We start from the raw sequence: 8,793 nt of genomic DNA on the forward strand, positions 1-8,793 counted from the left end.
CGCAGTTTCACCTCTGTAATTACCGATACCGGCCATCACTTGAGTTGGTTCCAATGGATCATATTGAATAGGTTTCAATGCAGACATAGCCGCCGCATGAGCGCCTACACGTTGTGTTTCGCCCGCTACAGAGTTAATAGCATTAGCTAACCCATCTGTAGCACCTTTCAATTGATTTACGTTAACCGCATCAGTGCCGTTTACACCAGGGCCTACATTGGTAATTGTATTACCGCCGTTGTTGAGGCCATCTTTAGTAAGACTTACAGCATTACCGCTAGCAGGTGTAATTGTTACACCGCCACCGTTCATAACTGTCGTATTACCTGCCGCATCCTTAGTTGTTACTGTTTCAAGACCTTTCAAGTCTTTCGCCATACGAACTTTAAGGTTGCCAGTACCATCGGATACGACACCTAAATTGTCTTCTGTAGTTAACTTGCTAGCATCAGTAATACCACCCACTACATTAACTTGTTCGTTAAGCTTTTTCTTGATTATGGAACCGCTATCGCCACCGTATTTCATACCATCGTCTTTAGTTGCCACTTGGTGGGTCTTACCGTTTTCGTCTTGGTACTTAATACGAGTGATGTTGTTACCGTCTAAGTCTGGATCACCTTTATCAACGGTAATATCCGCATTACGACCATCTTTACCAGTTAAACCGATATGACCAACCCCGTCTTTACCGGACATGGATACAGCATCTTTACCGTCTTTGCCTGTGATACCTACTTTGCCGTCTGTACCGTCAGCACCGTTAGGCCCAGTAATGGATACGCCGTCTTGACCGTTTTTGCCAACTTTTACCTTATCAGTAGTTAAGCTGTCAGTCTTAAGGTTTTTCGCCATCTTGATAGTAACATTACCATCTTGGTCGGCTACGGTTTTAATATTTTCGCCGGAATATTTATCGTCAGACTCTGTACCTTCACCTTTGATAGTAACCTTTTGGCCTAAATCACGGTGGAATTCACCTGTATTACCGGCGAAATTCATACCTTTTTTCGTGATTTCATCACCTAGGTTATTAATCTTATTATCCAAGGATTTGTGAGATTTTTGCAATTGATCTTCTGTAGCAGCGCGACCGCTTGTGATTTTGTTAGGATCCCAATCTTTGTTTTCCAAACCTGTCACATAACCGTCTTTGCCATCAACAGATACCTTGCCTGCCGCAATCTTACCATCTTTACCGTCGATAGTTACCTTATCGCCAGCTTTAATGGTACCGTTTTCACCGTCAATTGTTACATTACCAGCTTTAATAGTACCTTTGTTGCCGTCGATTGTAACTTTATCACCAGCCTTGATAGTGCCTGTAGTACCATCCAACGCGATTTGTTTCGTAGCATCAGAGCCTAATGTCACTTGATCTTTAAGACTTACTTCATAGTTCTTTGAACCATTCGCATTGGTGCTAGGTGTCACAGTAATATTATTACCTGCCGATACCGTTGTGGATGCAGCTGCTGTAGCTTTATCCAATTGAGATTTATTAACCGCATCGTTAGGGTCCGTACCGTCAGCTACATTTGTAATCTTGTTACCGCCATTATTTAGACCGTCTTTTGTAAGACTTACTGCATTGCCGCCAGCACGATTGATTGTCATACCATCACCATTGATAACAGTATTATTGCCACCGTTTGTGAAAGTAGCAGACGTCAAGCCTTTCAATTCTTTCGCCAAGCGCAATTTCAATGTATCGGAACCGTCAGAAACAACACCGATGTTATCTTCAGCAGCTAATTTGCTTTCATCGGAGATACCACCCTTAACATTCACTTTATTGTTAAGTTTCTTTTCAATCACCTTGCCTGTATCGCCGCCGTAGAGCATACCATCATCCATGGTTGCCACTTGATGTTCGCCGTTTTTGTCCTGGTAAACAATACGAGTGATACCATCAACACCGTCTACGCCTTTTGCACCTTTAACGCCTTTAGTATCATCATCGTAGCCATTCTTCACGGACATGTCGATACCGCTTGTACCGTTCACCCCATTTGTACCTGCAGGGCCTGTCAAGCCGATATGGCCTACGCCATCTTTACCGAACATAGATACAGCAGGTTTCCCGTCTTTACCAGTAACACCTACCTTACCGTCTAAGCCGTTCGGGCCTTCAGGGCCAGTGATAGTTACACCATCTTTATCACCTTTACCGACCTTCACAGTTTCAGCTTTAAGGTTCTTATTCATCTTCACATCGACAATTGTATTGCCATTTTGATCCTGTTTGATGAAAGTTTTAAGGTTTTCACCGCTGTAGTTATTATCAGCATCAGTACCTTCACCCTTAATAGTGATCTTGGAACCAAGTTTATTAGTCTGTACACCGCCACTATTAGCATCAAACTGCAAGCCTTTATTGATAACATCGTCCAATTTGGATTTGGAGGCAATGTCTTTCAATTTTACGGTTTCCTTTTTATCCGGATGATTTTTATCCTCTACAGTCAAATCAATGTTGCCATTATCATCCACCTTGTAAGCACCGTCAGCTTCAGCCGCATTTTTCGCCAAACGGAAGTCCGTAGCATTAGCGCCTTGTTTCTTAACTTCGTCGCTAACTGTTTTCAACTGATCTTCTGTTGCGGCGCGACCGGATACCATATTAGGATTTTGAATATCCCAATCTTTATTATCTAAGCCAGATACATAGTTGCCAGTATTGCCAGGGTTCGCACCATCTTCTTGTTTACCCATGGTTACAGTGCCAGCTTTCACAGTGTCGGATGCCGTTACAGATTGCAAGCCTGTTAAATTTTTAGCCAATTGCAATTGTAATTTTGCATTACCGTCAGCATCAACCGTCGCAGATGTAACACCGATATTATTTCCGGTTGCCAAATCAGATGCATTTGTCACACCACCTGTTATATTTACTAGCTTGTTAAGCTTAACATTAGATGTAGCACCCATGTCGCCTTTAAATTTAAGGCCGTCGTTCAAAGTAGCCACTTCTTCGTTCGTACCATCAGGTTTTTGGTATCTAATACGAGTTGTAGTCGTACCAGGAGCACCGTCTACACCAGGTTGACCGTCACGAGTAACAGAAATGTTAGTTGTTACACCGTCTTTACCATTAATACCGATTTTACCGTCTTTACCGTTTGCACCAGTAGCAGTAATCGTTTCTACATTGAGGTTTTTACCAAGTTTCACATCAATTGTACTGTCACCGTTACCGTCTTGAGAGATTTCCGTAATGATATTAGAGTTATCCCCTTTAACGGTTACTTTGGAGCCCAATTTATTTGTTTTTACGCCGCCATTGTTAGCATCAAATTTCAAGCCTTTATTAGTTAATGCATCTTCGCTATCTTTGATTTTATCTTTCAAGTAATCCACATTAACCGCTTCGCTACCATCGTTACCTGTCGCATACGCCACATTTGTTACATGAGTACCACCAGTTTTATTAGCATAAGTAGGACCTTCATAAGTTACTTTTGTCTTATCAACGTCACCATTATTGTCCAAATTATACTTAACAGCGCGATCGTTTAATTTATCAAGGCTAGATTTAGATGCGACATCCTTAATCTTAACTGTTTCTTTACTACCTGCATGGTTTTTATCCTCAACAGTTAAGTCAACATCACCGTTAGAGTCAACCGTATAGGCGCCGTCTGCAACTGCCGGATTTGCAACTAAACGATAGTCCGTAGACGCAGCACCTTGGCTTTTAATTACATCGCTGATTTTCTTCAATTGATCTTCTGTAGCAGCACGACCGCTTACAGGGTTAGACTTATTAACATCCCAGTCCTTATTTTCAAGGCCTGTCACATAATTTTTAGTATCAGCGTGTTTACCCATTGTTACGCCGCCTGCTTTTACAGTATCTGTAGCAGTAACAGTAGTAACATTAAGATCTTTTTTCAATTTAACGCCGATTGTAGTATCATCACCAGTTTGCGTAATTTTAGTAGTGATATTGTCATCACCATTGACTGTTACTTTAGAACCAAGTTTGTTTGTTTTTTCATCGTTATTATCAGCGTTAAAACGAAGACCTTTGTTGATAAGTTCAGTTTTGGCATTATTGATATTAGTAGTTAATTCGTTTTTGGCATCGTGCAATTGACCGCCGTTTACAGCGTCCTTACTGCCTGCGCCTACAGTTCCATCAGCAACATTGGTAATCTTTTGATTATTCGCATTGAGACCTGTTGGAGATACATATGTTTTACCGCCTACAGTCAAACCGTTGCTATCAATCTTAGTATTACCTGCTGTCACGCTGTCCAAACCTGTCAATGTTTTAGCTAATTTCACATTTAATGTGCCATTGCCGTCAGATACAACACCGATATTACCATCGGACAGTGTGCCTGTAGCACCGCCTTTAACAGTTACAGTGTCGCCTAATTGTCTGTTGCTTACATTACCAGTATCGCCAGCAAAGTTCAATCCTTTATTAATTTTTGTATTAATACTGGAGATGTCTTGCTTGTTTTGAGCAATATTGCCAGCATTATTTGTGATATTTTGCTTATTATCAGCGATATCTTGTTTATTCTTGTCGATTTGAGTCTTATTAGTATTAACTTTTTCGTTTACCGCTTTTAACTGATCTTCAGTAGCACCGCGACCGGATACAGCCACAGGATTATCTACATTCCAATCTGTATTTGTAAGGCCTGTTACATGACCAGCATCACCGTCTACAGTTACAGGATGTGCTGTACCTACAGTAATTTTATTACCTAAACCAACAGTATATTCCTTACCGCCTGCTGCGTTTGTACTTTCTGTTACAGTTACATTCGCATCCTTTGCTTTTACAGTGGATGCTTTAGCTGTACCGCCGATAGCAGCCTGTAATTGACTATAGTTTACTGCATCATTAGGGTCGCTACCATTAGCAACATTAGTAATCTTTTGATTATTCGCATTGAGACCTGTTGGAGATACATATGTTTTACCACCTACAGTCAAACCACCATTATCAATCTTAGTATTACCAGCTGTAACGCTATCTAAACCTGTCAATGTTTTAGCTAATTTAACATTCAATGTACCATTACCGTCGGATTCAACACCGATATTACCGTCGGATAATGTGCCTGTAGCACCGCCTTTAACAGTTACAGTGTCGCCTAATTGTCTATTGCTTACAGTACCTGTATCACCAGCAAAGTTCAAGCCTTTATTAATTTTTGTATTAATATTGGAGATATCTTGCTTATTTTTAGCGATATCAGTTTTGTTATTCGCAATATCGCCAGCATTTTTCGTGATATTTTGCTTGTTAGTATTGATATCACTAGTATTTTTATCAATGGCAGTTTTATTGGTATTAACTTTATCGTTTACCTTTTTCAATTGATCTTCTGTAGCCGCGCGGCCAGATACAGCCACAGGATTATCTACATTCCAATCTTTATTTTGAAGGCCTGTTACAAAACCTGTAGTACCGTCAATCGTTACAGGTTTTGCTGTACCTACTTTAATAGTATTACCCAAAGTCATGTTGATAGTTGTATCACCATTGGCTTGTGTAATTGCGGCATTGATATTGCTGCCGTCACCTTTGATGGTAACTTTAGAACCTAATAGGTTGTTTTTCGCACCACCTGTATTAGCATCGAAGTTAAGGCCTTTATCTATAGTGTCTTTATTGAATTTAATAGCATCATGAATCGTGCCTTTACCGGTATTGCCGATATTGCTCATCGATAAGTTACCAGTATCAGGGTCAAGGGCTGCATTGCCACCCAAAAGACCTTTTGTAGTGTTTGCTAAGTTACCCAAGGTATTTGCAACACCATATAATTGGCTACCGTTGATTGCATCAGTAGATTGTGCATTCACACGACCTGCAGCTACATTTGTAATGGTACGTTTTACTGTATCACTACCCACGCTAACTGTAGAGTCAGCACTACCACCGGCATAGTTTTTATACCATAAACCGTTTACCAATTGATTTGCTGTGCTTACTGTAGCATCAGTCTTGGAATTAGCACCTAATGCAACAGAACGTTCATGTGCTGCATTAGCAGAAACACCTAATGCCATAGAGTTTGTCTTCTCAGCTTTACTACTTAAACCTAATGCTACAGCACCTACCGCACCATCAGAAGTAGAAGATTGCACACCTATTGCTAGAGAATTACCACCAGATGCAACAGAACCATCACCAGCTGCAACATCAGCGTAGCCATTTGTCGTACTACCCCAGCCAAGTGCAGTGGAGTGAGAACTATTAGCTGTAGCATTCGTACCCAATGCAGCAGACCCCTGTTTAAAAGCCTTAGAACCATTACCAATAGCTACTGCCCAATCACCTCTAGATTGAGAACCATTACCCATAGAAATGGCACCGCCACCACCGGCTTTTGCATCATTACCTAACGCCATGGAGGAACCACCCCAAGCACGAGCATTAGAACCGAAAGCTTGGTCATTATCTTTACCTACAACAGTTCCATTCTCATCGATACCTGCCCACGCTTCGTTACCAAGTGCAAAACCATTAGTGGAACGAACGCGAGTACTATTACCGATAGCAACCGTATTATTCCCGCTCGTATATGAACTACGGCCGATAGCTACAGCTTGTGCCCCATCAGCACTAGTGCCGGAACCAATAGCAATTGCATTTACAACCGTAGTTGTAGCACTTTGACCGATAGCAATGCCACCAGTTCTTTGATTTGCCGGAACACTTTTCCCTTTATTATCATCAACAGTTACAGTCGCACCACGACCAATAGCGATACCAGCCAAAGTTCTACCCTCGTCCGTATCTCCTCTACCTACAGATGCACCAGTACCTACTGAAATACTATAATCACCCTTAGATGCTGTATTATCACCAATTGCGATACCACCGTCGTTTTCAGCTGTCGCTCCGACACCATTTTTAATCGGTGCCCCCAAGGCATCCGTAGGCATCATAACGCCTGTCAACATAACGGCAACTGCTGTAGCACCTACCATTTTAGAGAATACAACCGACAAAGAGGAACGTTTCGTCATGTTCTTTGCTGTTTCTGCCACAACAACATAGCAGCTCTTTGTGCGATTCCAAATCACTTTAAATACTCGATTCATTAATCTTTCTCCTATAAAACTTATAAAACCTACTAACCAACTATCTACATATTTAATGAAATAACAATGATGTATCGATGATGTATTAAGAATTCATCGACATTCTTGAATGTGTATATCTAAAATACCACATATTACGGGAAAAGTAAACTTTTTTTCATTTTATTTTCATAAAACTTTTGTGTTTAAATTATTAATAATTTCGATAAAATTAAATATACTGAATATTCTGCATAAATGCTGTATTTTTTAACTATTATTCACCAACTTTCATAAATAATACTAATATGCTCCATAATTATGTACTAATATCACACCATATGTAACCAATTTATTTTCTCTTCATTATCCTGTTTTATGATAGACCATATAATAGAATGATATCTTTTCATAAACAGATATCGTACAGTGTTTCTGCCATTTTGACTCAATGTACGTACACAATTACTACATACCTACTTAAGCCAATTAACTATTGCACAATCAATAAAGGTAACATTTTATTATATAGTAAAAGGAATGACAGGTGAAATTCAAATCGCCGTCATTCCTTTTTTTATTCTAAGGCACTCTAAAGGCGTATTGGCGGGCTTTATAGGCTTTATAGAAATAGAGCATATGTGTATAAAAACAATTTATATGATTACTCCATGTGTTTTTTAATTTTTATTGTTATACTGAAAGCAGAAAGGAGGAAGAAATCTATGTCAGAACTCAATATCTTACAACAAAATATAGATAAACCAAATACGGTTACAGAAGAAGATATCGTAGTTACACGAGATAATCAAACTTTCACAATCAAAGGTCGCTTTAATGGGGAAGAAGGCGTATTCACATATGATGCGGACGTTCAACCTAACGATCAGTTACAATTTCTGCATCACAATTTTACGGCCATCGTAAAAAAAATTACATATAAGGTGATTCAAGGTCAGCGAATCACCTTGATTGCAAAATTATATGCATAAAAATATCGGGGTATTGTTAATACAAACAACACCCCGATATTTTTTATCGGTCATACAATTATAAGAAATACAATACAACACAACAACACTTAATTCTTATAATTAAATCATCTAAAATTATTGAATTGTCGGTGCATTAATCGCTTTGCGAAGGTCCACTGTGTGAAGTTCGTCCATTGCAGGAGCCGCTTTTTCATCCACAGGTTTCACGCGATTATTGCCGTCTTTCATAGCTTCGTTCAAGCTGAAGATCACCATTTCATTCATGTAGAAACGCAATTCATCATCATGTACATTGGCTGTATTACGATCCAAGATATCGATGATTTGTTGCGCATAGTCCAATTTAGCATCTTCAGATACAGTCGCATGTTCTGTAAAGAACTGTTTGTAATCGTTGTACAAACGATCTAATGCCAAACGCCCATAGCTATCGTTTTTATAACGATGGCTTACGATGTACCAGCTGCGACGAACATTCATGTAGTACAACACATTGTTGCGGTAACGCTCTTGACCAGTCATAACGCGGGAATCATCCATGATGCGCTTGCCCTTTTGGTCCAATTGGAATTGTGTGAAAGCATTCACTACGTCGCGAACTTCTTCGCTAGGCACAGGAACAGCCACTTCCGCTTCAATTACGTTTAATGGTTCAGCCGGTTGTTCTGGCATCATCAATCGATCTTGAGCCGCATCCGCTTGACCTACCGCGCATACACAAGCAAGTGCCAATACAGGCATAAAT

Annotated in this window: 3 protein-coding genes; 1 reads left to right on the forward strand and 2 read right to left on the reverse strand. The window is 40.0% G+C overall.

Features of this window, described 5'->3' with window-relative positions:
- A partial coding sequence (locus tag E7B10_RS09510) for an ESPR-type extended signal peptide-containing protein (RefSeq protein WP_316055623.1) occupies window positions 1-7,074 on the reverse strand: 7,074 nt, incomplete at its 3' end.
- A 704-nt stretch (window positions 7,075-7,778) separates the two neighbouring features.
- Here E7B10_RS09510 and E7B10_RS09515 point away from each other — a divergent pair.
- Window positions 7,779-8,045: a hypothetical protein gene (locus E7B10_RS09515; protein WP_004692901.1), complete on the forward strand. Its 267-nt coding sequence runs from the start codon at window positions 7,779-7,781 to the stop codon at window positions 8,043-8,045.
- Between the two features lie 117 nt (window positions 8,046-8,162).
- On the opposite strand, the gene E7B10_RS09520 is transcribed toward E7B10_RS09515, so the two are convergent.
- A partial coding sequence (locus E7B10_RS09520; protein WP_316055624.1) for a hypothetical protein occupies window positions 8,163-8,793 on the reverse strand: 631 nt, incomplete at its 5' end.

The sequence above is a fragment of the Veillonella sp. genome (assembly GCF_032470285.1).
In the GTDB taxonomy this organism is placed as follows: Bacteria; Bacillota; Negativicutes; order Veillonellales; family Veillonellaceae; genus Veillonella.